Annotated in this window: 22 protein-coding genes; 8 read left to right on the top strand and 14 right to left on the bottom strand. The window is 66.9% G+C overall.

The window, feature by feature from the left end:
- Nucleotides 1-2: 2 nt before the first annotated feature.
- Nucleotides 3-800 (bottom strand): class II aldolase/adducin family protein, encoded by a 798-nt coding sequence (locus tag AC1RIF_RS18605; protein ID WP_492602847.1) that lies wholly within the window; start codon nt 798-800, stop codon nt 3-5.
- 72 nt (nt 801-872) lie between these two features.
- Complete coding sequence (locus AC1RIF_RS18600; protein ID WP_492602846.1) at nt 873-2,210, bottom strand: MFS transporter; 1,338 nt, start codon at nt 2,208-2,210, stop codon at nt 873-875.
- Between the two features lie 204 nt (nt 2,211-2,414).
- Between AC1RIF_RS18600 and AC1RIF_RS18595 the strand changes: the two genes are divergently transcribed.
- Nucleotides 2,415-3,020: a TetR/AcrR family transcriptional regulator gene (locus AC1RIF_RS18595; protein ID WP_492602845.1), complete on the top strand. Its 606-nt coding sequence runs from the start codon at nt 2,415-2,417 to the stop codon at nt 3,018-3,020.
- A 101-nt stretch (nt 3,021-3,121) separates the two neighbouring features.
- Here the strand turns inward: AC1RIF_RS18595 and AC1RIF_RS18590 are convergent, their stop codons facing one another.
- The 3 genes from AC1RIF_RS18590 to AC1RIF_RS18580 are packed head-to-tail and all read right to left on the bottom strand — an operon-like array spanning nt 3,122 to nt 5,745.
- Nucleotides 3,122-3,838 carry a maleylpyruvate isomerase family mycothiol-dependent enzyme gene (locus AC1RIF_RS18590; protein ID WP_492602844.1) on the bottom strand — a complete coding sequence of 239 codons (717 nt, stop codon included), beginning with the start codon at nt 3,836-3,838 and terminating at the stop codon, nt 3,122-3,124.
- A gap of 9 nt (nt 3,839-3,847) precedes the next feature.
- Nucleotides 3,848-4,669: a fumarylacetoacetate hydrolase family protein gene (locus tag AC1RIF_RS18585; protein ID WP_492602843.1), complete on the bottom strand. Its 822-nt coding sequence runs from the start codon at nt 4,667-4,669 to the stop codon at nt 3,848-3,850.
- A gap of 5 nt (nt 4,670-4,674) precedes the next feature.
- A complete protein-coding gene (locus AC1RIF_RS18580; protein WP_492602842.1) occupies nt 4,675-5,745 on the bottom strand; it encodes a cupin domain-containing protein in 1,071 nt (356 codons plus the stop codon).
- Nucleotides 5,746-5,984: 239 nt separating this feature from the next.
- Between AC1RIF_RS18580 and AC1RIF_RS18575 the strand changes: the two genes are divergently transcribed.
- The 3 genes from AC1RIF_RS18575 to AC1RIF_RS18565 are packed head-to-tail and all read left to right on the top strand — an operon-like array spanning nt 5,985 to nt 9,190.
- Nucleotides 5,985-7,118: an LLM class flavin-dependent oxidoreductase gene (locus tag AC1RIF_RS18575; protein WP_492602841.1), complete on the top strand. Its 1,134-nt coding sequence runs from the start codon at nt 5,985-5,987 to the stop codon at nt 7,116-7,118.
- 18 nt (nt 7,119-7,136) lie between these two features.
- Nucleotides 7,137-7,733 (top strand): NADPH-dependent FMN reductase, encoded by a 597-nt coding sequence (locus AC1RIF_RS18570; RefSeq protein ID WP_492602840.1) that lies wholly within the window; start codon nt 7,137-7,139, stop codon nt 7,731-7,733.
- Entirely contained in the window at nt 7,730-9,190 is a 1,461-nt protein-coding gene (locus AC1RIF_RS18565) for an aldehyde dehydrogenase family protein (RefSeq protein WP_492602839.1), read from the top strand. Before AC1RIF_RS18570 ends, AC1RIF_RS18565 begins: the two co-directional genes overlap by 4 nt.
- 100 nt (nt 9,191-9,290) lie before the next feature.
- Here AC1RIF_RS18565 and AC1RIF_RS18560 read toward each other — a convergent pair whose 3' ends face one another.
- From AC1RIF_RS18560 to fdxA, 4 genes are all read right to left on the bottom strand, one after another.
- Nucleotides 9,291-10,292, bottom strand: a complete 1,002-nt coding sequence (locus AC1RIF_RS18560) for an AraC family transcriptional regulator (protein ID WP_492603137.1) — start codon at nt 10,290-10,292, stop codon at nt 9,291-9,293.
- Between the two features lie 138 nt (nt 10,293-10,430).
- Complete coding sequence (locus AC1RIF_RS18555; protein WP_492602838.1) at nt 10,431-11,270, bottom strand: IclR family transcriptional regulator; 840 nt, start codon at nt 11,268-11,270, stop codon at nt 10,431-10,433.
- A gap of 64 nt (nt 11,271-11,334) precedes the next feature.
- Nucleotides 11,335-12,729, bottom strand: a complete 1,395-nt coding sequence (locus AC1RIF_RS18550) for an FAD-dependent oxidoreductase (protein ID WP_492602837.1) — start codon at nt 12,727-12,729, stop codon at nt 11,335-11,337.
- The gene (gene fdxA, locus AC1RIF_RS18545; RefSeq protein ID WP_492602836.1) at nt 12,726-13,049 is read right to left on the bottom strand and encodes a ferredoxin; all 324 of its coding nucleotides are present in this window, start codon (nt 13,047-13,049) and stop codon (nt 12,726-12,728) included. The genes AC1RIF_RS18550 and fdxA overlap by 4 nt, the downstream gene beginning before the upstream one ends.
- Before the next feature lie 286 nt (nt 13,050-13,335).
- Here fdxA and AC1RIF_RS18540 point away from each other — a divergent pair, with 286 nt between their 5' ends.
- Entirely contained in the window at nt 13,336-14,739 is a 1,404-nt protein-coding gene (locus tag AC1RIF_RS18540; protein WP_492602835.1) for an FAD-binding oxidoreductase, read from the top strand.
- 83 nt (nt 14,740-14,822) lie between these two features.
- Here the strand turns inward: AC1RIF_RS18540 and dmpG are convergent, their stop codons facing one another.
- From dmpG to AC1RIF_RS18525, 3 genes are read right to left on the bottom strand one after another with little or no spacing between them, the layout of a single operon-like run.
- A complete protein-coding gene (dmpG, locus tag AC1RIF_RS18535) occupies nt 14,823-15,854 on the bottom strand; it encodes a 4-hydroxy-2-oxovalerate aldolase (RefSeq protein ID WP_492602834.1) in 1,032 nt (343 codons plus the stop codon).
- Complete coding sequence (locus tag AC1RIF_RS18530; RefSeq protein WP_492602833.1) at nt 15,851-16,795, bottom strand: acetaldehyde dehydrogenase (acetylating); 945 nt, start codon at nt 16,793-16,795, stop codon at nt 15,851-15,853. The genes dmpG and AC1RIF_RS18530 overlap by 4 nt, the downstream gene beginning before the upstream one ends.
- Nucleotides 16,792-17,616, bottom strand: coding sequence for a 2-keto-4-pentenoate hydratase (locus tag AC1RIF_RS18525; RefSeq protein ID WP_492602832.1), 825 nt, complete (start codon nt 17,614-17,616; stop codon nt 16,792-16,794). Before AC1RIF_RS18525 ends, AC1RIF_RS18530 begins: the two co-directional genes overlap by 4 nt.
- 69 nt (nt 17,617-17,685) lie before the next feature.
- Here AC1RIF_RS18525 and AC1RIF_RS18520 point away from each other — a divergent pair, with 69 nt between their 5' ends.
- The gene (locus AC1RIF_RS18520) at nt 17,686-18,447 is read left to right on the top strand and encodes an IclR family transcriptional regulator (RefSeq protein ID WP_492602831.1); all 762 of its coding nucleotides are present in this window, start codon (nt 17,686-17,688) and stop codon (nt 18,445-18,447) included.
- A 2-nt stretch (nt 18,448-18,449) separates the two neighbouring features.
- Here AC1RIF_RS18520 and AC1RIF_RS18515 read toward each other — a convergent pair whose 3' ends face one another.
- Entirely contained in the window at nt 18,450-19,493 is a 1,044-nt protein-coding gene (locus AC1RIF_RS18515) for an Lrp/AsnC family transcriptional regulator (protein ID WP_492602830.1), read from the bottom strand.
- Nucleotides 19,494-19,591: 98 nt separating this feature from the next.
- Between AC1RIF_RS18515 and AC1RIF_RS18510 the strand changes: the two genes are divergently transcribed.
- Complete coding sequence (locus tag AC1RIF_RS18510; protein ID WP_492602829.1) at nt 19,592-20,797, top strand: M20 metallopeptidase family protein; 1,206 nt, start codon at nt 19,592-19,594, stop codon at nt 20,795-20,797.
- 46 nt (nt 20,798-20,843) lie between these two features.
- Here AC1RIF_RS18510 and AC1RIF_RS18505 read toward each other — a convergent pair whose 3' ends face one another.
- Nucleotides 20,844-22,088 (bottom strand): acyl-CoA dehydrogenase family protein, encoded by a 1,245-nt coding sequence (locus AC1RIF_RS18505; protein ID WP_492602828.1) that lies wholly within the window; start codon nt 22,086-22,088, stop codon nt 20,844-20,846.
- Nucleotides 22,089-22,250: 162 nt separating this feature from the next.
- Here AC1RIF_RS18505 and AC1RIF_RS18500 point away from each other — a divergent pair, with 162 nt between their 5' ends.
- Nucleotides 22,251-22,733 (top strand): MarR family winged helix-turn-helix transcriptional regulator, encoded by a 483-nt coding sequence (locus AC1RIF_RS18500; protein ID WP_492602827.1) that lies wholly within the window; start codon nt 22,251-22,253, stop codon nt 22,731-22,733.
- The last annotated feature ends 15 nt before the right edge of the window (nt 22,734-22,748 follow it).

The following is a 22,748-nucleotide window of genomic DNA, read 5'->3' as shown; positions in this document are numbered from 1 at the left end:
GGTCAGTCCCTGTAGGTGGGGTCGATCCGATCGAGCTTCCGCAGCAGATGCGGCCACTCCCGATCGTTCGAGACCCCCAGGTCGTCGGTCCACTGCCGGACCGTCAACGCCCTGAGGGCATCGTCGGGGACGCGCAGCGGCCGACCGGTCGCCTGCGCCAGCAACTGCGTGCGGGCCGACTTCTCCAGATAGAAGGTCTCGGTGAATGCATGCCCCACACTACGTCCGACCGTGAGCGTGCCGTGGTTGCGCAGGATCAGGGCGGCGTTGTCGCCGAGGTCGGCGACGAGGCGCCGCTGCTCGTCCATCGTCAGCGCGATGCCCTCGTAGTCGTGGTACCCGATCCGATCGTGAAAACGCATGGCGTGCTGTGTGAGTGGCAGCAGTCCCTCTTCCAGGACACTCAAAGCCATGCCGGCTTCGGTGTGCAGGTGCATGACGCAGTGCGCGTCTTCGCGGGTGCTGTGAATCGCACCGTGGATGACGAATCCAGCGGCATTCGGCCGGTGTGGCGAATCCCCGATGACGTTGCCGTCGAGGTCGATCTTCACCAGACTCGACGCGGTGATCTCGTCGAACCCCAACCCCAGCGGGTTGACCAGGAAATGGTGTTCGGCTCCCGGAACGCGCGCCGAGATGTGCGTGTAGATGAGGTCGTCCCATCCGTACAAAGCACACAGCCGGTACGCCGCGGCCAGATCCTGCCGGACGGCGATCTCGGCGGCCGTGATCGGTCCGGTCTCCGCGATCCGCGTGGCCGGAAGGTCGAAGCTGGTGAAGTCCGCATCCGTGGTGGTCACATCTGCCTCCAAGAAATCCCGTCGAAGGTGAGCCGAGTCATGTAATGAACTGTACGTATAGTTCAGTTAAAGTCAAGCGGGTTCCACCGCAACAGGTTTGGGCTCGTCGGCGACGGGCGACTTGTTGAAGGTGAGGTACGCGAAGGTCGACAGGCCGTACAGCAGGGCGAGGCCCGCGAGCACGTACATTCCGGCAGAGAAGTTGCCGAACAGGTCCCTCGCCCACCCTGTCAGGTACGGGCCGACGAAGCCGCCGAGGTTGCCGACGGAATTGACCATCGCGATCCCGGCAGCGGCCGCAGCTCCGGTGAGGAACATCGACGGAATGCCCCAGAACAGGATGTTGGAGCTGAGGATGCCCGACGCGCCGATGCACAGCCCCACCATTCCCCACGCCGGCGACGGGGCCGCCACAGCCAGGATCAGTCCGCAAGCGCCGACCGTGGCCGGCACCAGGATGTGCCATCGACGCTCACCGGTGCGATCCGAATGGCGCGCATTGAGCACCATGGCAATTCCCGCAAACAGATACGGCACGGCGGTCAGCAGGCCGGATGCCGTCGTACTCAGACCACCGAAACCCTTGATGATCTGCGGCATCCACAGAGTGATGCCGAAAAGTGCCGTGATGTTGCAGAAGATGCACGCCGAGAGGACCAAGACCTTGCGGTTACGCAGAACCTCCAGGACGCCGTATCGCCTCACGTTCTCCTTGGCCGAGCGTTCCGCCGCCAGCACGCCCATCAGCCAGGTGCGCTGGGGTTCGGTGAGCCACGAGGCCTTCTTCGGCTCGTCCGTCATGGCGAAGAAGACGACGACGCCGATCACGACGGCAAGAATTCCTTCGAGTACGAACATCCACTGCCAGCCACGCAGACCCAGAACGTCGTGCATCGACGAGATGATGCCCGTCGACAGGGGTGCGCCGATGAGCATCGCCATGGGCAGGCCGAGGATGAAGATCGCGGTCGCCCTGCCGAGTACGTGACGGGGGAACCACAGGCTCAGGTACAGGATGATGCCCGGGAAGAATCCCGCTTCCGCCACTCCGAGCAGGAAGCGCAATGCGATGAACGACCACTCCGCCTGCACGAACGCGAATCCGGCCGAGACGAGCCCCCACGTCACCATGATCCGGGCGATCCACATGCGTGCGCCGACTCGGTGCAGGATCAGATTGCTCGGGACTTCGAAGATGAAGTACCCGATCGCGAAGATTCCCGCACCGAAGCCGAAAAGCGTTGCAGTGAAACCGAGATCGGACTGGAAGTGCGACGAGGCGAAGCCGAGGTTGACGCGGTCGATGAATGCAACCACGTAGCACACGACGAGAAGCGGCAGGATCTTCCACATGACCCGCTTGATCGTCGGTGCCGCGATCGAGTCATCGATGGAGGGGATAGTCGTCATCAGTCTCCCTTGTTGGAGGATACGAGTGGAGGAGGTCTGGACACGGCGCCACACCCGTCGAGGCGGCCGACCGTGCGGTTGTCGCGATTCGGTGAGAATCGAGGACTTCAACCGGAGATGGGACGCGGACCGCATGTCCGCTATCCTGTGTGACAAGTCACTAACTGAACTGAACGTACAGATCATGTAGGGAGCGGTCCGCTGATGTCAACCCCGGATGCCGAACAAGAAGTTCGTGGTGCGCCCCGGCGAAACGCGCCACGCTCCGAACGCGCCATTCTCGATGCCGCCTACCAACTACTCATCGAGGACGGCCTCGAAGCAACCTCGGTGGAAGCGATCGCCGCACGTGCCCGCGTCAGCAAGGTCACGATCTACAAGTGGTGGCCCAACCGCGCCGCAGTCATCATGAGCGCGTTTCTGAGCAAGTCCGGCGACACGCTGCCGTACCCCGAACAGATGACCCGCGACCAGATCGTCGAGTCCTTGATCCAGATGGCCGACTCGTTTCGCGGGCCTACCGGAACCGCCATCCGCGCGCTGATCGCCGAAAGCCAGACCGATCCGGACGTTGCACAAGCCTTCCGCGACGGCTACATCAACGCCCGGCGCCGACACGGCACCGAGATCGTGCGCGCTGCGATCGCGAGCGGAGTGATCAAGAAGGCCGACCCCGATGTGATCCTCGATCTGCTCTACGCCCCGCTGTACTTCCGGCTCATCGTCGGCCACCAACCCCTGTCCGACGACGCGATCCGCGAACACGTCGAACTCGCCGTCGACGGCCTCATAACCGCGCCGTCGGAATGATCCACCTCGAAACGTCCGCGCCGTGCGGACAAACGGGTCCGGCCCCGCCGCCGACGGGGAGTCGGTAGCGGGGCCGGATCGACACTGCGAGTCGCAGCCTCCTAGAGCCAGCGCGGTGGCCGGGTATCGGCAGCGGCGGTGAGGCCGATCGCCCCACGGCCGGCGGCCCAGCGCACCACGGAGGCAAGCGGTCCGACGACGGTGTCCGTGACCGGCGTGTCCTCCTGCACGACCACCAGCCTGCGCCCGCCGACCTCGAGGACCAGTCCGGCACCGTCGCCTTTGCGTCGCCACATCCCGACGATGTCGTCGAGGAGCGAGTCGAGCACCATGGCCGGGAAGTCCTCGAACTGTCCGCCGTTGCCGAGGTCGACCGCGTGGATCCACACCTCACGGCTGCGCATCCACGCTGTCTCCGACGCCGGCACCATCCGTCCCTGCGCGGTCCGCACCTCGGCGTCCCAGGCGGCGTCCGGCAGCGTGCGCCACTTCTCGTCGAGCTGAGCTGCCCTCTCGACGAACAGATTCCGCAACGAGCCCGCGCTGAGCGTCGCGCCCTCCTCGATCTCCCGTCCTCGCTGCTCCATCGACCCGTACATCGGTGTCTCGATACCGGTCGCCGCCCAGTCCAGGATCCGGCACAACGCGGCGGCGTTGTAGGCGACGTGCCCGACGAGGTGCTTACGCGTCCACCCGTCGAGCAGGCTCGGACCCGACAGGTCCGCGTCGGACAGCACCGCGAGCCTCTGCGCGAAGTACGCGGTGCCCTCCCGCGCGATGTTCAGTCGCTCGGCCAGATCCAGATCGTCGAAACCCACGAAACGCTCCTATTCGACGATGGTCTTGTTGCGCACCGAGCCGAGTCCCTCGATGCTCACCTCGACCGTATCCCCGTCACCGATGTAGCGTGCGGGCTTGCGCGCATGACCGACGCCGCCGGTGGTGCCGGTGATGATGACGTCGCCGGGCTGCAGCGTCACGATGTGCGAGATGTACTCCACGAGCTTCACCGGAGTGAAGACCAGGTCGTCGGTGGTGGCCGACTGCATGACCTCGCCCTCGAGACGGGTCTCGATCTTCGTACCCAGCCGGTAGTCGGTGTCGAGGACCGGGCCGAAACCGCTGGTCTTCTCGAACGTCTTGCCCTGGTCCCACTGCAGCGTGCGGTACTGGTAGTCACGCATCGTGTAGTCGTTGATCACCGAGTAGCCGGCGATGTAGTCCTCGGCATCGGCCTCGTGCACCCGATAAGCCGGCCTGCCGATCACCACTGCCAGCTCGGCCTCCCAGTCCAGCTGCGACGCCGCATACGCGGGCACGATGACATCGTCGTACGGGCCGGTGAGCGCCTCCTTGAACTTCGAGAACAACGTCGGGTACTCGGGCAGCTCGCGACCCATCTCCTTGATGTGGGTGCCGTAGTTCAGGCCCACGCACACGATCTTCCCGGGACTCGGCACCACCGGCGCGTAGTCGGCGCCGGCCAGGTCGACGATCGCTCCGGACGCGTTCTCGGCGACGGTCTGCCAGTCCGGATCGTTCAGCAGCGCCGACAGGTCCGCGTACCCGTCGACGACGGTGGCCGAGCTGTCGGAATCGACGCGAACGGCCGCGGTACCACCGTCGAGACGGAGAGTGGCGAGACGCATGAGGATCAGGCTCCTTCGGAAACATGAGTGCGATGGAAGTGCAGACGCTCCACGATCGGAGCGTCGGAGAAGGCGAACAGGTCTATCCCGCGATCGGTTTCGAGATCCCACGGCACCCACGACGGAACGACGATCATGTCGCCCTTCGCGACGTCGTGGGCCCGGTCGCCGAGCCGGAAACGGCCCTCGCCCTCGAAAACCTGGAACACCACCGAGCCGACGTCCCGGCGGGCGCGGGTCGTCGTGCCGGCGCGTAGCCGGTGGAACTCGGCGCGGATCGTCGGCATCACGTCGCCGCCGGTGGTCGGGTTCGTGTATCGCACGGCGGCGTGACCGGGCTCGGACGTGGCCGGGTATCCCTCGCCCTCGAGCGCAAGTTGCTCCCGCAGTGCGGCATCGGTGTGCTCCCACCGGTAGCACGCGATCGGCGAGCTGGTCTTCGCATCGACGCCGACCAGCGGCCGCAGACCCGGATGCGCCCAGAGTCGCTCCGAGCGTGAGACGTCCGGGGTCGAGGTGTCGGTGACTCCGTCGGCTCCGAACTCGAAGAACCCGGTGTCGGTGTAGTTCACGAACGGAATGTCGAGTCCATCGATCCACGCCATCGGATGATCGGTCTCGTTGTGGTGACCGTGGAAGGCCCAGCCCGGAGTCAACAGGAAGTCGCCGCGGCGCATCGCGACGGGATCGCCGTTGACGACCGTCCACACGCCCTCGCCCTCGACGACGAAGCGGAACGCGTTCTGCGAGTGTCGATGTTCCGGTGCCGTTTCACGTGGACCCAGGTACTGGATCGCCGCCCACAGTGTCGGTGTCACATACGGGACCCCACCCAGGCCCGGGTTCGCCAACGCGATCGCCCGCCGCTCTCCGCCACGACCGACGGGCACGAGGTCACCCGCCCGCTGGGCCAGCGGGTACAGCGTGGACCACTTCCACACGAACGGAACGGCTTTCGACGTAGGCGCCATCGGCATCAGATCGCCGAGCTGCGTCCACAACGGATTGAGGTTCTCGGTCGCGAAGTCGGCGTAGAGCTGATCCAGGGCAGGATCGTGGGTTTCTGCGGCAGTCATCGATTCTCCTCGTGAGCACTCGCGTGCGACATCCGCCTCAACGTACGTAGCTACTCCCGTGGAAACCCACCCAATTCTGCAGTGCGGAACTTGCGCCGAATGCTGCGCAAAGCGGCCTGCACCGTTGCGCTTCGCGCATAGTTCCGGCGCGTTCCCCCTGCCTACCGTGCCTGCACACCCCCACCGACCTGCCGGCCGACGAAACGGCCGGTGCCCTGTCCCCCGCAGAGGAGAACGACATGTCGACCCCGACGATGAGCTACGAAGACCTGCTCGAGGCCCGCCGCGCCAGCGGCGTCGCAATGTTCAACGACAACCGGATGAAGCTCGGCATCTTCGGTTCCAACGTCAGCCACGGGCTCATGGCCACGCACGCCGAGACCACGTACGAACTGACGTGGGAACACGGCAAGAAGATCGCGCAACTGGCCGACCGACTCGGCTTCGAGGCGATGCTCCCCGTGGCGCGCTACCGCGGCATGGGCGGGGAGACGAACTTCAACGGCTCCAACTACGAGACCCATGCGTGGGCAGCCGGCATCGCCGAGGCCACCGAGAACATCATGGTGTTCACCACGATTCACGTGCCGACCAAGCACCCGATCGTGGCCGCGAAGGAGTCGGTCACCGTCGACCACATCTCCGGTGGGCGGCACGGACTGAACATGACCATGGGCTGGTACAAGGCCGAGATGGAGATGTTCGGCGGAACCCAGCGCGAACACGACGTCCGCTACCGCTTCGGCTCCGAGTGGATCGAGATCGTCAAGCGCATGTGGACCGAGGGCGAGGGAGTGAACTTCACCGGCGAGTTCTTCGAGATCAAGGACGCGTTCTCGTCCCCCAAGCCGATCCAGCAGCCGTACCCGGTACTGGTGAATGCCGGCAACTCTCCGGCAGGACTCGAATTCTGCGCTCGTGAATGCGATTTCAACTTCATCGCGTTCTCCGATCCCGCCGAGGCGAAGGACACCGCGTCACGCGTGCGCGGCATCGCCCGGGAGCAGGGTAGCGACCTCGGCATCCTCAGCTACGGGAACATCATCTGCCGCGACACCGAGAAGGAGACCAAGCAACTTCTCGACCACATCCTCGAGCAGGGCGACTGGGACGTCGCGCGCCAGGTGTCCGGCGGACTGGGTTCCGAGAGCGGGTCCTTCGACAAGATCAAGGCCATGCAGGAGCGGTTCATCCTGGGCTACGGCGGATACCCGCTCATCGGCACGCCGGAGCAGATCGTGGACCAGCTCCTCGAGCTGGAGCAGGCCGGTGTAGGCGGCATGATGGTCGGATTCCTCGATTACGCCCAGGAACTCGAGTACTTCGGTGAGCGGGTGCTGCCGCTCATGCGCGAAGCCGGCCTGCGCCAGTGACCCGGAAGCGGTTGTGACATGAAACTTCTCACCGTCTACGGGAGCCCGACACCCCCGGGCAAGCTCGCGCGCGCACTCGGCCTGATCGAGGACGACGTGCGGGCGCGATATCCGGGTTGGATCGTCGACCGGCTGTGCCCCGAACCCACTGCTGATCCTGTCGTCGCGCTCTGGGGCGACGACGCGGTCGACCGCGTGCAGGCCGCGGACGCGGTGGTGCTCGCCTCCCCGGTGTTCCGCGGGTCGTTCACCGGCACGCTCAAGCTGCTCGTCGATGCCCTGCCCAACGAGGCGCTGCGCAACAAGCCCGTCGGGATCCTCACCGTGGCGGCCGCCCCGCACCACTTCCTCTCCGCGGAGCGGCACCTGCGGGACGTCCTGGCCTGGTTCGGCGCCCTCACCGCCCCCAACGGCGCGTTCTTCGTGGACCGCACCTTCGCGTCCGACGACATCCCGGCCGAGGCACGCGCCGACCTGCGCGAGTTCGTCGAACAGCTGACCGTGCTGGCCGAGCGCCTGCCCGGGCACCACTTCGGGCCCGACCCCCTCCATGTGCGATTCACCCGGTCGCAGGCGCCCGACGCCTCGACCCCGGCGACAAGGAAGACGACATGACCACGATCGAGTCGGCGCTGCGAGCCGATACGGCCCGCAACTACATCGGCGGAAACTGGGTGCCGTCGAGCACGACCGGAACGTCGTACTCGCCGGCGACCGGCGAACCCCTCGGCACCTACTACGAGGCCGATTCCGAGCAGGTGCACGACGCCATCAGGATCGCCAAGGACGCGTTCGTCACCCATGCGTGGCGGCGCGACCGGCACCTGCGCGCGAAGGTACTCGAGGAGATGGCGGACCGGATCGAAGCCGCATCCGGAGAGCTCGCGATGCTGCTCGCCCGCGAGAACGGAAAGATCCTGCCGGAAGCCGACTTCGAGCTCAGCCTGACGCCGTCGAAGCTGCGGTACTACGCGGCACAGGCCCTCACCGATTCGGGCCGCGGCGGCCGGGTCCGTGACGGCGTCTACTCGATGCTGCTGTCCGAGCCGATCGGGGTCGCGGGCGTCATCGTCCCGTGGAACTCACCGGTGGTGCTGTCGGTGCGGTCCTTCGCGCCGGCACTGGCGGCCGGATGCACCGTGGTGATGAAGATGGCGGCACAGACAGCGCTCGTCAACGCGCGCCTGGCCGAACTGCTGGCCGACTGCCCGTCCCTGCCCGACGGCGTCCTCAACATCTTCACCGAGTCCGGCAGCGACGGCGCGAAACTGCTCGTCTCCTCTCCGGACGTCAACGCCGTGAGCTACACCGGCAGCACCGCCGTGGGCCGGGAGATCATGGCGGCCGGCGGCGCCACCCTCAAGCGCCTGTCCCTCGAACTCGGCGGCAAGACGCCGATGATCGTGTTCGACGACGCCGACCTCGACGCGGCAGTGGGCACCATCGTCGCCGGGATCACCACCTTCACCGGGCAGTTCTGCATGACCGGTAGCCGAATCCTCGTCCAGCGGTCGGTGGCGGACCGGGTGCGGGAGACACTCGTCCAGGCACTCGAACGAGTGAAGGTCGGCCCGGGCGACGAGGACACCTCGCACATGGGGCCGATGATCGACGTCGCGTCACGCGACCGGCTGGAGGCGCTGCTCGCGGAGCACGCCGGCGACTCGGAGATCCTGGTCCGGGGCGGACGGCCCGAGGATCCCGCCCTCGACAACGGCGCCTACTTCCGGCCCGCGCTCCTCGCCGTCGACGACGTGAACTCCCCACTCGTGCAACGCGAACTGTTCGGCCCGGTCGCGACGTTCGAGGTCTTCGACACCGAGGACGACGCCGTCCGGATGGCCAACGCCACCCAGTACGGACTCGCAGCTTCGGTGTGGACGTGCGACGGCGCCCGCGGACTCCGCATGGCGGACGCCCTCGACGCCGGCACCGTCTGGACCAACGGATGGGCCGTGGTCGTCGACCAGTTCGAGGAAGGCGGCTACAAGCAGAGCGGCCTCGGACGCCTCAACGGTCACCGCGCGCTCGAGGAGTTCCAGGAGTACAAGCACGTGGTTCAGGTGATCTGAGCCGCGAGCGGTGGGGGCGTCGGCGCACCGGACGACGCCCCCCCCGCCGCAGCATCACGAGCGGCACCGCCGCAGCATCACGAGCGGCACCGCCGCAGCATCACGAGCGGCACCGCCGCAGTGTCTCCGACGGGGACTCCCCGTACGTCTCCCGGTACAGAGAAGAGAAGCGGCCGAGGTTGTAGAACCCCCACGACGTCGCGACATCGGTCACGGTGGTCTCCGGGGAGGCGGCGTGCAGTATGTCCGCGCGCGCACCCCGCAGTCGGACGTCCCGGATGTACTGGATCGGGGTGCGGCCCAGGTGCCGGAGGAACTGATTCTGCAGCGTGCGGGCACCGATGCCGGCCGCCGTCGTCAGGTCGGCGAGGGTCGGCAGAGTACGAGCGTGGTCGTGGACATGGTCGAGGGCACGTTGCAGGGCGTCGGGAACGGACGTCGGTGAGGGGCGGTCGAGCAGCTCCCGGTGCGGTCCGTCCGCCGCCATGACGAGATTCGTGAGCGTCAGAGATTCCAACTGCCGCCGGGAATCATCGCGTTGCGCGAGAATTCCTTCGTCGTCCCATTCCGAACGCATGAATTCCACACAGCGGAGCAATCCCCTCCCCGCATTGGAATTCAAATCGACCACGAGGCCGAAATCAATGGGCCCGGAAATGGGACTCTGCGTCAAATTCTCCAGGTGACTTTCGAGGTCCACCCGCGGGACCCGCAGCGCGAACTGCGCCGTGTCCGAGTCCCATTCGATCGTCTGCGAACAGTGCGGCACCAGCATCGCCGCCCCCGCCATCGCAGTGGTCTCACCCCGAACCGAGTCTCCGCGTGAGACGCGACTGCCACCCAACAGAGTGATGTTGACGTGATACCAATGCTCACTGGGCGGAAGCGTGATTGTCGCTCCCACACCGTAAGTCAGATAACCTAACGTGAGCGACCCGTTCTGCACCGCGTTCAACCGCGCATCCAGGCGACTCGTCCCCCGCGGTTCCAGAACGTGCGGTTCGTACACCTCCGACACGACCGTCTGGGCGAGATCGACGTCGTCCGTGCGTAATCGCCCGTGCTGATGAAGCGGTTCGAACGCCGAGGATGGCAGCGTCATTCCGACCTCCGCGAGAATGGTTCCGGACAGGGGATTCCCGACAAACCCCGGCAATATCGTCGATGATAGCCAGGGGAACCACGGAGATCGACCCCCTACGAACAATTCGGGGATTCCGAGATCGCGGAAACCCCCGCCTCAGCCGACGTGCGCGATCTCGACTTCGACGTCCCGCACGGTGCTGCGTAGTTGCGCGACCAGACGTCCGTCGAGGTATTGCCGGTAGCGCGCCGTCGGCACCGCGGCGGTCAGCGCGGCGATCGCCTGCCGCCGGCCGTTGCGCAGTGCCAGGCCGAACGCAGCCACACCCGCCTCGGTCTGCTCGACGTTCACCGCGAAGCCCACGGCTCGTGCCGCCTCCAGTTCCGCTCGGAAGATCTCGAACGCGCTCCCGTCGAGCCGACGGTCCACGTCGTAGCCCGGCGCCGCAACCGGATCGACGTCCGACGCCTCCGGCGGCCGCAGGTACAGCTGCTCCAGCGTCTCCGGCGGCAACTCGGCCAACAGGATCCGTCCGCCCGCGGTGCGTTCGGCGGGCAGCACCTGCCCCTGCCGATCACCCACCCGCAGCATGGAATTCGTCTCGGCCGAATAGAGGAAACGTACCTGCGAGCCCACGCGGACGAGGAGGTTGACCGTCTCACCGCTCAGCTCGGCCAGAGCGTCCAGATGGGGACGACACACATCCGTCAGCTCCCGGGTCCACCCGTACTGAGCGGGGCCCACTCCCATCGCCGGCCCGGGGTGATAGACACGCTGCTCGTCCTGAACCGCGAACCCGCGGTAGACCAGCATCGCGAGCAGCCGGTGCGCGGTGGACGGCGCGGTCCCGAGTTCCTCGGCGGCCTCCTTCAGCCGCAGGGCGCCCACGTCGCGCAGCATCTGCAGCAGACGCAGCGCGTTGTCGACCGATCCGAGCGCGTACGGCGGCCGGGTGATCGTCGTCGCCGCCCTGGTGGTCGACGGTTTCTTCTGCATGACCGAACTCTATTGCCTCCACCCCCGCGCACACGAGGCTCCGGAAGGTGGCCGGCAGCACCTGCTACAACCGGGGGTGGAACGGGCTGGCGATGGCGGTCAACTCTTCGCGCCCGACGATCTTGACTCGTTCCCGGCCCCGTGCGGCGCCGAGCCTCCTTTCCGCCGAATCGATCCGGAGCCAGCCGTCCCAGCCCGTCGGTCGAACGCCCCTGTCCCACAATATTTTGTCGGCAGCCTGCCGTCCCGCACGTGCGCGAGCCCCGACCGTCCGTTCGAACAGGGTCTCGACGGTCTGTCGTGCATCGGATTTCGTCGATCCGATCAGCCCCACGGGCCCCCGCTTGATCCACCCCGTGGCGAACAGGCCCGGAACGTGGTTGCCCTCGCCGTCGACGACAGCCCCTCTGACGTGCGGGACGGTTCTGGTCCCGTGATCGAACGGGACGTCGGCCACGGGTGTGCTCGCGTACCCGATCGCGCGGTACACCGCTTGCACTTCGTGCTCGACGAAGGCTCCCGACCCAGCTACGTGTCCGTACCCGTCAGGGGTCATGATCTCGGTGCGCAGCCCGGTGACGGCATCGCCGCCGAGGACCGCCACCGGGGCTTGGTGGAAGTGCAGATGTACCCGCCTCGACGCCGTGCGTCGGCTCGATGGGATGGCCGCCCATTCCCGCATGGTTTCCACGACATGGCGAACCGGGGTGAACTGCCGTGTCATCCGGTCGAGGTGCGGATCAGGTTCGAGATCAGCGGGATTCACGACGACGTCGACATCGTACTGATTGCCGAGTTCTCGCAGTTCCATCGGTGAGAAGCGAACGTCGGCGGGGCCGCGACGGGCGAACAGATGCACGTCACGGATCGGGTTGGCCTCGAGCCCTTCGTACACGTTGTCGGAAACGTCGGTGCCCGACAACATGTGCGCGTGCTTGACCAGCATGCGGGCCACGTCCAAGGCGACATTGCCCGCGCCGACGACGGCCACCGATTCGGCGTGCAGCGGCCATGTCGTCGACGCGTCCGGGTGACCGTCGTACCAGGAGACGAAGTCCGCGGCACCGAACGATCCCGGCAGGTGAATGCCGGGAATATCCAGTGGTGCGTCCCGCAACGCTCCGGTGGCGATGATGACGGCGTCGTAGGATTCGCGGAGCTCGCCGACGGTGATGTCGGTGCCGACTTCGACATTGCACAGCACGCGAATGGTGCTGCCGTCGAGGACCACATGAAGAGAGTCGATGATCTTCTTGATCTTCGGATGATCGGGCGAAACCCCGTACCTGACCAGTCCGTAGGGAACGGGCAGACGCTCGAACAGGTCGATCTGCGTTCCCGGCGCAAGCTGGGCAAGGATGTCGGATGCGTGGATCCCGGCCGGTCCGGCCCCGACCACGGCAACCTGCAATGGAAACGCCTCAGCGTCGATCTCCTCGGACGTTCGGGGGGAAATCAATGGCCGACCTTCTGCGGGACCGCCGCGACGAAGGGGTGGTCGCGGCCGATCGGACCGGTCCGGGTGCCGCCTCCAGGCGAGCCGAGTTCATCGAAGAACTCGACGTTCGCGGTGTAGTAGGCAGCGAAGTCACGCGGTAGGTCGTCTTCGTAGTAGATCGCCTCGACCGGGCAGACCGGCTCGCACGCACCGCAGTCCACGCATTCGTCGGGGTGGATGTAGAGCATCCGATCGCCCTCGTAGATGCAGTCGACAGGACACTCTTCGATACACGCCTTGTCCTTGAGGTCCACACACGGCAGCGCGATCACATAGGTCATGCGCACGAGGCTAGAACCTCAACTGCGGTTGAGCTCAAGTCCGCCCGGATTCGGCGGGCGAAACCGACGGCAGCTGCGATTCGCGCAGAACACGAAATCCCCTGCCATGCTGGGTAATACATCCCATCCGGGCAACGAGTGCAGCGCATCGACAGCCGGGATGCCGGCGCCCCCACCTGCCGGACACTCCCCTCGCCCCGGATCCACCCAGCGCAGCAGCCGATTCCGGTGACATACGACACATGTACTCGAAACTTTCACTGCCCCTCGGGATATCGTGGCCCGCATGCCTGACAGCGAAGCTCTGAACTCACTCGCACAACGACTCTCACCGGGCGCGGTCCTCACAGATCCGGACCTGCTCGAGTCCTACAGGAAGGACTGGAGTTTCGATCCGGATGCGGGGATGCCTGCCGCCGTCGTGCGTGCTGCCGACCTGACGGACGTCCGAGAAGTACTCAGGTTCGCCGTCGAGCACGGCGTTCCAGTCGTTCCCCGGGGCGCGGGTACCAGCGTGGTCGGCGGATCCACCGCGATCGACGGGGCCATCACCCTCAGCTTGGAACGGATGACCGCGATCACCGTCGACCGCGCATCACGGACGGCCGTCGTCGAGCCGGGTGCGACCACCATCGACGTAAAGTCGGCCGCCGCGGCAGCCGGCTTGTTCTACCCACCGGACCCGTCGTCTTTCGAGATCTGCTCGATCGGCGGCAATGTCGCAACCAATGCAGGCGGCCCATGCTGCACGAAGTACGGCGTCACGAGTGACTACGTCCTGGGCATGACGGTCGTTCTCGCCGACGGCACGGCCGTCGAACTCGGCGGGACCCGCGTGAAGGACTCCCCCGGACTGGCGTTGACGAAGCTCTTCGTGGGAAGCGAGGGAACGCTGGGAGTGATCACCAGCATCACCCTTCGACTCGTCCCCCGACCGGCTGCACCTCACACGCTGGTGGCGTACTTCCCGCACATGGCCGCGGCGGCTGCTGCGTCGCAGGACATCGCGTCCGTTCTCAGGCCGTCTCAACTCGAGATCATGGACAACGCCGCGGTAAATGTGGCCGAGGATTTCCTCAGAATGGATCTCGACCGGACGGCGGGCGCGTTGCTGATCGCTCGCTCCGACGCCGGTGTCGCAGCCGAGAGCGAGATCAACGAGATGGAAAGGATCTGCGAAAGCCAGGGTGCCACAGCTGTTTTTGCAACCGATGACGGGTTCGAAGGGGAACTGTTCGACCGCCCGCGTCACGCGATCTACGAGGCCTTGGAGAAGGTCGGTGCCGTGATCAGCGACGACGTCGCCGTACCCGGTCAGCGCCTCCCGGAGCTGACAGACGGCCTGGCCGCTATCGCGGAGCGACACCGGACGACCATCGTCAGCTGTACGCACGCCGCAGACGAGGTGACCCACCCTGTCCTGAGCTACCCGCATGACGACGAACCGGCCGCCATCGCCGCAGCCGTGGCGCGAAGGGAGATTCATGAACTCGTCGCGGCACTCGGCGGCACTGTTCCCACCGAGTACGGCATCGGACGCCAGAAGCGGGCCGCTCTGGCCGCCGGCCTGTCACCGGAACTCCTCGCTCTCAACCGTCGTATCAAGCAGGCGGTCGACCCGACCAACATCCTCAACCCCCAAGTTCTGATCCCCTCACTGGATGGACCTCCCCAGCGCGACTCCTCGTAGTGCGGCCATTCTTCTTGCCGCACAGAACAGCTCGGGCGCTGTGACCGATGCGGTCACAGCGCCCGAGAAGGGGATGCCCGGAATCAGGCGCTCTTGCCCTCGCGCTCGGCGACGAGGTTCAGTGCGATGTCGACGATCATGTCCTCCTGGCCACCGACCAGCTTGCGCTTGCCGGCCTCGAGCAGCAGGGTACGGACGTCGATGCCGTAGCGCGCCGACGCGGTCTCCGCGTGACGCAGGAAGCTCGAGTACACACCCGCGTAGCCGAGGGTGAGTGTCTCGCGGTCGACTCGGACCGGGCGGTCCTGCAGCGGGCGGACGATGTCGTCGGCGGCGTCCTGCAGCTTGAAGACGTCGCAGCCGTGCTTCCACTCGTGCAGGTCGGCGACCGCGATGAAGGGCTCGATCGGGCAGTTGCCGGCACCGGCGCCGTGGCCGGCGAGCGATGCGTCGACTCGGTACACGCCCTCCTCGACGGCGACGACGCTGTTCGCCACCGACAGGGAGAGGTTCTCGTGTGCGTGGATGCCGATCTCGGTGCCCTCGTCGAGGATGTCCTTGTACGCGCGGACACGGTCACGGACACCGTTCATCGTCAGGCGTCCGCCCGAGTCGGTGACGTACACGCAGTTCGCACCGTAGGACTCCATCAGCTTGGCCTGCTTGGCGAGCTCCTCGGCGGGCGCCATGTGGCTCATCATCAGGAAGCCGGAGACGTCCATGCCGATCTCACGGGCGGTCTCGATGTGCTGCGCGGAGACGTCGGCCTCGGTGCAGTGCGTCGCGATGCGCACCGATCGCACACCCAACTTGTAGGCGTGCTTGAGCTCCTCGATGGTGCCGACACCCGGCAGCAGCAGGGTGGTCAGGCGGGCGCGCTCGAGCACGTCGGCCGCGGCCTCGATCCACTCCCAGTCGGTGTTGGAACCCGGGCCGTAGTTCACGGAACCGCCGGCGAGACCGTCACCGTGCGCGACCTCGATCGCGTCGACACCGGCGTCGTCGAGAGCCTTGACGATCCGCTTGACGTCCTCCGGCGAGATGCGGTGGCGCACAGCGTGCATACCGTCGCGCAGCGTGACGTCCTGGACGAAGATGGTGGGGTTGGTGCTCATCGGGTGGCTTCCTTCTTCTGGGCGATCCGCTCAGCGATCTGCAGTCCGGCAGAGGTCATGATGTCGAGGTTGCCTGCGTAGGCGGGCAGGTAGTGTCCTGCGCCCTCGACCTCGAGGAAAATCGACACCTGGTGGGTGGGCCGGTTGCCGTCGGCGAGCAGGGTCTCGACCGGCTGATCCGCGGGGATCTCGGCGATCTGGACCTGCTGCTTGAGGCGGTATCCGGGCACGTACGCCGACACGTCGCCGACCATCTTCGCGACCGACTCGCGGATCTGGTCGTGGGTGGCCGGGTCCGGCGCGTCCACGAGGCAGAAGACCGTGTCGCGCATGATCAGCGGCGGCTCTGCCGGGTTCAGGATGATGATCGCCTTGCCGCGCTTGGCGCCACCGACCGACACGATGGCACCGGAGGTGGTCTCGGTGAACTCGTCGATGTTGGCGCGGGTGCCCGGGCCGGCGGACTTCGACGCGATCGACGCGACGATCTCGGCGTACGCCACCGGGACGACCCGGGAGACGGCCGCGACCATCGGGATCGTCGCCTGGCCACCGCAGGTCACCATGTTCACGTTCGTCGCGTCGAGGTGATCGTCACCGTTGACGGCCGGCACCACGAACGGGCCGATCGCGGCGGGGGTGAGGTCGATCATGCGCTTGCCGAGCGGGCGCAGACGCGCATCGTTCACGACGTGGGCCTTCGCCGACGTCGCGTCGAAGACGATCTCGATCTCGTCGAAGTTGGGGAGGCCGACCAGGCCCTCGACGCCCTCGGCGGTGATCGGCACGCCCAGGGACGCGGCGCGCGCGAGACCGTCGGACGCGGGGTCGATGCCGACCATCGCGCCCATCTCCAGGTGCTCCGAATGGTTCAGCACCTTGATCATCAGATCGGTGCCGATGTTGCCCGATCCGATGATCGCGACCTTGACCTTGCTCATGCCTCGGTTCCTTCCTTGAAACGGGTGGTCACGACACCGAGTCCGGACACGGAGACGGTGACGACGTTGCCGGCCTCGACGGTTGCCATGGGGCCGAGCGCACCGGACAGGATCACCTGACCGGCCTTCAGCGGCTGACCCAGCTCACGTGCCGTGCGGGCGAGCCACACGACCGCCTCGATCGGGTCGCCGAGGCAGGCTGCACCGTTGCCGCTGGACACCTCGCGGCCGTCGACGGCCATCGACATCACGACGTCCTTGGGCTCGAACTCGTCGAGGGTGCGGCGCTGCGTGCCGAGGACGTAGACGCCGGACGACGCGTTGTCGGCGACGGTGTCGCCGAAGCGGATGTCCCAGTTCTCGATGCGGCTGTCGCAGATCTCGAGTGCGGCGACGGCGTACTCGATCGCGTCGCGCACCTGCGCGGCGTCGAGCGGGCCGTCGATCAGGTCGGCACCGAGCACGAAGCCGACCTCGCCCTCGATCTTCGGCTGGATCAGCACGCTCATCGGGACGTCCTCGCCGTCGGCGTACTGCATGTCGTCGAAGAGAACGCCGAGGTCCGGCTGGTCGACACCGAGCTGCTGCTGGACGGCCACCGACGTGAGGCCGATCTTGCGGCCGACGACGACGGCGCCCGCCTGCATGCGCAGGTCGTTGACGCGGTTCTGTACGGCGTACGCGGCCGCGAGGTCGTCGGCGCCGATCAGGTCACGGATGGGCGCACAGGGCACACCGGCCGCGGCGGCCGACGCGAGGCGTTCCGCGGCTGCAGCGATGGCGGACTCGCTCACCGCGGTGGAGTTCGTGGGCTGGCTCATGATGCCTACTGTGCTGGGCGGAAGCCCCGCAGGCCAACCTTTCGTCTCACTCAGCGATACGCTCGACGCATGACCGGCGCCACCAACCTCGACACGGTTCTCGGCAAGGCGGTGACGATCCTGCGCGCCTTCCGCCCCGAGGACCACGTGGTCCCCCTCGCCGAGCTGGTCCGCCGGACCGGACTGCACAAGGCGACCGTGCACCGTCTCGCCAAGGAACTGGTCGCGAATCGGCTGCTCGACCGCGTGGACGACGGCTACCGGCTCAGCGGCGGCCTGTTCGAACTCGGGATGCTCGCCTCGCTCGAGCGCAGTCTGCTCGAGATGGCGATGCCGTTCCTGCAGGATCTGTACGAGCGGACTCACGAGACCGTGCACCTCGGGGTCCGCGACGGCCACGACGTGGTCTACGTCGCGAAGATCGGTGGCCACCGGCAGGCCAACTCTCCGTCCCGCACCGGCGGACGGATCCCCCTGCACTGCTCCGCGATCGGTAAGGCGCTGCTGGCGAATTCCGATCCGGAGCTGCGCCGCGAGGTTCTGTCCTCCCCGATGGTCCGCAGGACCCCGCACACGGTCGTGGCGCCGGGGATCCTGCGCAGCCAGCTCGACAAGGTGGTGGAGACCGGGGTGGCCTTCGAGCGCGAGGAGTCGGCGCTGGGCATCGCGTGCGTGGCCGCGCCGGTGTTCGGGCCGGACGACCGCATCGTCGCGGCGATCAGCGTCACCGGGCCGACCAACCGCTACCGGCCCGAGAGCCAGGTCGACGCGGTCCGGGCGGCCGCCGAGGGGCTGCGCAGCACCATGGCCCGCCGCGAACGACTTCGCTGACGTCAGCCCCGCGCCCCCTCCACCGGATCCGACCAGACGTCCATGGGCACGCACTCGACGCTGCGCCCCGCAACGTCGAGGATGCGTCCCATCCGCTTGAAGAATCGGAGGGTGACGGAGCGGTCGAGGATCTCGAGTGACGGCACCTCTCGGCGCAGCGACTGCTCCACACGGTGCACGTCCTCGAGCGAACGAACCCACACCGAGTAGAAGAAGTTCGCCGGCGCGCCGGTGATGACCAGACACGCACGGGTCTCCGGCCGCGCGACCAGACGTCGGGCCACGTCGTCGCACTCGTCGACCGGCACCCGCACCCACATCCACACCGAGATCGGCCATCCCGAGAGTGGTTGCGCAACATCGCAACGCAGCAGCACGGCGTGCCGATCCAGCAGCACTCTCAGTCGGCGCCGTGCGGTGCTGACACTGCAGTCGAGCTCGGCCGCGATCTCGGTGAGGGGGGCCCGGCCGTCCCGGAACAGGATCCGGATCAGTGCACGATCGGTCGCGTCGAGCGGCTGCAGCGCCGACCCGACCCGACGCCCCCGGGCCTCCATCCGGGCACGCTGCTCCGCGTCGAGTGCCTGCAACTGCCAGTCGCCGCCCATCGAGTACGGGCGGATCACGAGATGAGTTCGGGTCGAACGAATCCCGGGCAGCGACTCGACGGACGTCAGCAACATGTCCGACAGCGACACCAGGTCGGGCATGCTGACGGTGAGCAGCAGGTCCCGCGAACCGCTGGTGTGCTCGACGGTCAGCACGTGCGGCCACCGCACCAGGGTTTCGGCGGTCGCACGCACTTGCCCGGCCTCGCACTCGATCTCCACCAGCGCGGCCGTCTGCGGCCCCGCGGGATGCGCCGTCACCCAGGCCGATCCGGTGTCGGACAGCCGTGCCCAACGGCGGGCGGCCGTCACGGGATCGACACCCAGAGCGGCGCCCACCGTGGACCACGACGCCCGCGGTTCCAACTGGAGCGTGTTGATCAGGCTCAGGTCGAGCTCGTCCACCGCGACATATTCCTGAGCAGGCTTCTTGTTCACGGCAAAATCCTGCAATTCCGACGGTTGTGATGCACGTCATGTGCATCATTCCTCGTGCCGCCGGACAGCGCGCGCATCACCGAGGAGAGGAGACGTAAGTGTCGTTGACCGAGGACGCGAAGGATCTGCACGAGGATCTGGTTCGCCTGCGCCGCACCCTCCATACCGAGCCCGAAGTGGGCCTGTATCTCCCGCGTACCCAGGAGAAGGTGCTGGCAGCGCTCGACGGACTGCCCCTGAAGGTCGGCACCGGGGAGTCGCTGAGCTCGGTCACGGCGGTCCTGCGCGGCGCGAGGCCCGGCCCGACGGTGCTGCTGCGCGGCGACATGGACGCGCTGCCGGTGGGCGAGCGTTCCGGCGTCGAGTACGCGTCGACGTTGCCGGGCCGGATGCACGCGTGCGGCCACGACCTCCACACGTCGATGCTGGTGGGTGCCGCGCAACTGCTGTCGGCGCGCCGCGAGCACCTCGCGGGCGACGTGGTGTTCATGTTCCAGCCCGGCGAGGAGGGATACGACGGCGCCGGCCACATGCTGGCCGAGGGGGTACTCGAGGCCTCGGGGTCCCGCCCGATCGCCGCCTACGGGCTGCACGTGAGTGCGTCGGGAGCACCCGGCGGCGTGTTCGTCACCCGTAAGGGCCCGCTGATGGCCGCGAGTGACGTTGCGACGGTGCGGGTGCTGGGCCGCGGCGGCCACGGGTCGTCCCCGCACGCGGCACTCGACCCGATTCCCGCGGCCTGCGAGATGGTGACGGCGCTGCAGACGTTCGCGACCCGCACGTTCGCCCCGTTCGACCCGGTCGTGCTGACCGTGGGCACCTTCCACGCCGGCACCGCGGCCAACGTCATTCCCGACGACGCCCGGTTCGACATCACGGTGCGCACCTTTTCCGCCGAGAGCCAGGAGAAGGTCCGGGCGGGCATCACCCGGGTGTGCCGGGGTATCGCCGTCGCGCACGGACTCGAGGTGGACGTCGACTACGCCGAGCAGTATCCGGTGACCGTCAACGACGACACCGAGGCCGCGTTCGTCGCCGACGTCGTCACCGACACCTACGGTCCGGAGCGGTTCGCGTGGCAGCCGCAGCCGGCGTCCGCGTCCGAGGACTTCTCGCGGGTCCTGAACGAGATCCCGGGGGCGTTCGTGTTCCTCGGCGCGTGCCCCGCGGACCGGGATCCGGCGACGGCCGCGTTCAACCATTCGCCTCTCGCGGAGTTCGACGACGCCGTCCTCGGCGACGGCGCCGCGCTCTACAGCGAACTCGCGCTCCGGCGACTGGCGGCCGCCGACAGCGCGGCGTGAACGGCCCCTGGTCCGCACGTTCCCCTCGTGCGGACCGGGGCCGGGATCACTTGGCCAGCAAGCCCTTCGCGATGTGGGTCACCTGGATCTCGTTGCTGCCCGCATAGATCATGAGCGACTTGGCATCACGCGCGAGCTGCTCGACCTTGTACTCGGCCATGTAACCGTTGCCACCGAACAGCTGCACGGCCTCCATCGCGACCTCGGTGGCGGCGCGCGACGAGTACAGCTTCATCGCCGACGCCTCCGCGAGCGTCACCGGATTGCCGTTCGCGGTGCGCTCGATGGCGTTGAACACCATGTTCTGCACGTTGAGTCGGGCGACCTCCATCTCGGCCAGCTTGAGCTGGATGAGCTGGAACTGCGCGATCTCCTTGCCCCACAGCTTGCGGTTCTTGGCGTAGTCGATGGACAGGCGCTGGCACTCGTTGATGATGCCGAGAGCGAGCGACGCGATGCCGATGCGCTCGGCCGCGAACGACTCCTTCGCGCTCTCCTTGCCGTCGCCCTTGGCCGGGTTCTCGGTCTCGCCGAGCAGGCGGTCCTTGCTGATGCGGACGTTGTCGAAGAACAGTTCGCCGGTGGGCGAGGAGTTCATGCCCATCTTCTTGAACGGCGCACTCTGCGTGAAGCCCTCCATGCCCTTGTCCAGGACGAAGCCGAGGACCTTGCGGTCACGACGGTCGACGGAGGCGTCACCGTCGTCAAGTTTGGCGTAGACGATCGTGACGTCGGCGTACGGGCCGTTGGTGATGAAGGTCTTCTGGCCGTTGAGGATGTAGTCGTCTCCGTCACGGCGGACGTACGACTTCATGCCACCGAACGCGTCGGAGCCGGAGTCGGGCTCGGTGATGGCCCACGCGCCCACCTTCTCCATCGTCACGAGCTCGGGCAGCCAACGCTTCTTCTGCGCCAGGGTGCCGCGGCTGCGCAGCGTGCCGACCGTCAGGCCGAGGCTCACACCCATCGACGCGACCAGACCCAGGCTCACACCCGCCAGTTCGCTGTTGAGGATGACGCCCATGCTGCCGGCGCCGCTGAACCCGCCGCCCTTCTCACCGGACTCGGGGACGGTCTCGCCGCGCTCCTTCGCCTCCTCCTTCGCGAGTGCCTTCTCCAGCGCCTCGCTGGCCATCTCGTCCATGCCGAACGTGGCGTACATCTTGCGGATGATCTCGAACGGGGGCAGTTCACCGCTCTCGAGCTTGTCGACGTGCGGCTTGATCTCCTTGTCGATGAAGCCACGCAGGGCGTCACGGAACATCAGATCGGTATCGGACCACTCGTACATGTGAACTCCAGTCGGTGCGTGTCGAAGAGCCGGGTAGCAGCAGGTGGGGCCGCTCGTGGCGGCCGTCACACCCGAATATAGAACAGGTTCTCATTGCGCGAGTCGGCGCTCCCGGTCCGGAGATTTAGTTAGTGCACGACTTAATCGTGTATTATTCATCCCATGACGACGACCATCGAGCAGGACATCGACTGGGGTGACGCAGACCCACTGGCTCTGGACCGCCAGGTGTGCTTCGCACTCGCGGTGGCCAACCGTGCGGTACTCGCCGTCTACCGCCCCCTCCTCGAGCCCATGGGTCTGACACACCCGCAGTACCTCGTGATGCTCGCGCTGTGGGGCGACGCACCGATGTCCGTCAAGGAGATCGGGCAGGCCCTGCAACTCGACTCACCGACGCTCTCACCGCTCCTCAAGCGACTCGAGTCGAGCGGGTTGATCACCCGCACCCGCAGCAGCACCGACGAACGGCAGCTCATCGTCGAGCTCACCGACGCCGGCAAGGCCTTGCGCGACCGGGCCGAACTGATTCCGGGCGCGGTGGTTCAGCGGCTTGGTGTCAGCCTCGCCGAACTCGAAGAGCTCCACTCCGTCCTCACCCGCGTCAACGCCGCCGCCCTGTGCGCCGGTGCGCTGCACGGGTGAACCGACCCTTCCAGA

This window comes from Prescottella sp. GW823-FHT02E09 (genome assembly GCF_058797375.1).
This window is presented reverse-complemented; position numbering and strand designations above follow the sequence as displayed.

Excerpts from the sequence above, each read along its gene's own strand:
- AC1RIF_RS18585 (WP_492602843.1), bottom strand. The coding sequence starts at position 4,669 with ATGCGTCTCGCCACTCTCCGTCTCGACGGTGGTACCGCGGCCGTTCGC.
- AC1RIF_RS18505 (WP_492602828.1), bottom strand. The coding sequence starts at position 22,088 with ATGTACGAGTGGTCCGATACCGATCTGATGTTCCGTGACGCCCTGCGT.
- dmpG (WP_492602834.1), bottom strand. The coding sequence starts at position 15,854 with ATGAGCACCAACCCCACCATCTTCGTCCAGGACGTCACGCTGCGCGAC.
- AC1RIF_RS18520 (WP_492602831.1), top strand. The coding sequence starts at position 17,686 with ATGACCGGCGCCACCAACCTCGACACGGTTCTCGGCAAGGCGGTGACG.
- AC1RIF_RS18575 (WP_492602841.1), top strand. The coding sequence starts at position 5,985 with ATGTCGACCCCGACGATGAGCTACGAAGACCTGCTCGAGGCCCGCCGC.
- AC1RIF_RS18595 (WP_492602845.1), top strand. The coding sequence starts at position 2,415 with ATGTCAACCCCGGATGCCGAACAAGAAGTTCGTGGTGCGCCCCGGCGA.
- AC1RIF_RS18540 (WP_492602835.1), top strand. The coding sequence starts at position 13,336 with ATGCCTGACAGCGAAGCTCTGAACTCACTCGCACAACGACTCTCACCG.
- AC1RIF_RS18530 (WP_492602833.1), bottom strand. The coding sequence starts at position 16,795 with ATGAGCAAGGTCAAGGTCGCGATCATCGGATCGGGCAACATCGGCACC.
- AC1RIF_RS18565 (WP_492602839.1), top strand. The coding sequence starts at position 7,730 with ATGACCACGATCGAGTCGGCGCTGCGAGCCGATACGGCCCGCAACTAC.
- AC1RIF_RS18600 (WP_492602846.1), bottom strand. The coding sequence starts at position 2,210 with ATGACGACTATCCCCTCCATCGATGACTCGATCGCGGCACCGACGATC.
- AC1RIF_RS18555 (WP_492602838.1), bottom strand. The coding sequence starts at position 11,270 with ATGCAGAAGAAACCGTCGACCACCAGGGCGGCGACGACGATCACCCGG.
- AC1RIF_RS18500 (WP_492602827.1), top strand. The coding sequence starts at position 22,251 with ATGACGACGACCATCGAGCAGGACATCGACTGGGGTGACGCAGACCCA.
- fdxA (WP_492602836.1), bottom strand. The coding sequence starts at position 13,049 with ATGACCTATGTGATCGCGCTGCCGTGTGTGGACCTCAAGGACAAGGCG.
- AC1RIF_RS18570 (WP_492602840.1), top strand. The coding sequence starts at position 7,137 with ATGAAACTTCTCACCGTCTACGGGAGCCCGACACCCCCGGGCAAGCTC.
- AC1RIF_RS18525 (WP_492602832.1), bottom strand. The coding sequence starts at position 17,616 with ATGAGCCAGCCCACGAACTCCACCGCGGTGAGCGAGTCCGCCATCGCT.
- AC1RIF_RS18560 (WP_492603137.1), bottom strand. The coding sequence starts at position 10,292 with ATGACGCTGCCATCCTCGGCGTTCGAACCGCTTCATCAGCACGGGCGA.
- AC1RIF_RS18580 (WP_492602842.1), bottom strand. The coding sequence starts at position 5,745 with ATGACTGCCGCAGAAACCCACGATCCTGCCCTGGATCAGCTCTACGCC.